The organism is Kitasatospora sp. NPDC007106 (assembly GCF_040634455.1).
GTDB lineage: Bacteria > Actinomycetota > Actinomycetes > Streptomycetales > Streptomycetaceae > Kitasatospora > Kitasatospora arboriphila.
In genome coordinates this window covers 1-1,269 of sequence record NZ_JBEYFP010001309.1, presented here as the reverse complement: position 1 = coordinate 1,269, position 1,269 = coordinate 1, and the positions used below count along the sequence as shown (strand labels likewise).

The 1,269-nt window shown below is 74.6% G+C and carries 1 protein-coding gene; it reads right to left on the bottom strand.

The window, feature by feature from the left end; all coding sequences use genetic code 11:
- Window positions 1-44: 44 nt before the first annotated feature.
- The gene (locus ABZ641_RS38070; RefSeq protein ID WP_359989213.1) at window positions 45-938 is read right to left on the bottom strand and encodes an SPFH domain-containing protein; all 894 of its coding nucleotides are present in this window, start codon (window positions 936-938) and stop codon (window positions 45-47) included.
- Window positions 939-1,269 lie beyond the last annotated feature (331 nt).

The following is a 1,269-nucleotide window of genomic DNA, read 5'->3' as shown; positions in this document are numbered from 1 at the left end:
GCCGAGCAGTCGGCCGATCGGGCGGTCCGGGCTCACCGGCGGGGTCAGGCCTCGGGGGTGTGCTCGGTCTTCGTCAGGGCGGTGTGGTCGGGCGCCTCGGCGGGCCGCGGCAGCGCCGGCGTCCCGGCCTGCTCCGCCGCGGGCACCTCGGCGGCGGGCGCCGGAGCGGCCGTCGGGGCGGCCCCGGAGGCGGCCTTGGCGCCGGCGTCGAAGAAGCGCAGCAGCTCGACCGGGAACGGCAGCACCAGGGTGGAGTTCTTCTCGGCGGCGACCTCGACGACGGTCTGCAGCAGGCGCAGCTGCAGGGCGGCCGGGGTGGCGTCCATGACGGTGGCGGCCTCGGCGAGCTTGGCGGCGGCCTGGAACTCGCCGTCGGCGGTGATGATGCGGGCGCGGCGCTCGCGGTCGGCCTCGGCCTGGCGGGCCATCGAGCGCTTCATCGAGTCGGGCAGGGCGACGTCCTTGATCTCGACCCGGTCGATGTGCACGCCCCAGCCCACGGCCGGGCTCTCCAGCATGAGTTCGAGGCCGCGGTGCAGGTTCTCCCGGCCGGAGAGCAGGTCGTCGAGGTCGCTCTTGCCGATGATCGAGCGCAGCGAGGTCTGCGCGACCTGGGACATCGCGAACATGTAGTTCTGCACGTCGACGGTGGCCCGGATCGGCTCCACGACGCGGAAGTAGACCACGGCGTCGACCCGGACGGAGACGTTGTCCCGGGTGATGCCCTCCTGGGCCGGCACCGGCATGGTGATCACCTGGACGTTGACCTTGCGCATCCGGTCGACCAGCGGGATCAGCAGCGTCGGGCCGGGGCCGCGGACCTGCCCGCGGACCTGGCCGAGCCGGAAGACCACCCCGCGCTCGTACTGCTGGACGACCCGGACACCGGTCAGCATCCAGAGCAGACCGGCTCCGACGATGATCGCGAGTACTGCCATCGCGCACCTTCCCCCGTCGCGGCGCAGCCGTGCCGGGTCCGGAGTGGCCCTGTCGCTCGGTGCGAGCCGCGCAGGCCAGTATGCGCGCACCCTGCGGCGGCGCACAGGCGGGGGGCGGATTCGGCGGCGCGCCCGTTCCGGACGGTGCGCCGGAAGCTTCCGGCCGGTGCGCGGGACGCCCTCAGACGGTGCGTCGGGAGCCGCGGTGGGCGGTCTCGGCGAGCAAGCCCTGCCAGGCGTCGGCCACCACGGCGAGGTCGAAGCGGTCGAGCGCGTGCCGGCGGGCGGCGGCGCCGAGCGCGCCGTGCGCATCCGCGAGCAGCTTCTCGAC

Coding starts and splice junctions, on each gene's coding strand:
- ABZ641_RS38070 (WP_359989213.1), bottom strand. CDS start 938: ATGGCAGTACTCGCGATCATCGTCGGAGCCGGTCTGCTCTGGATGCTG.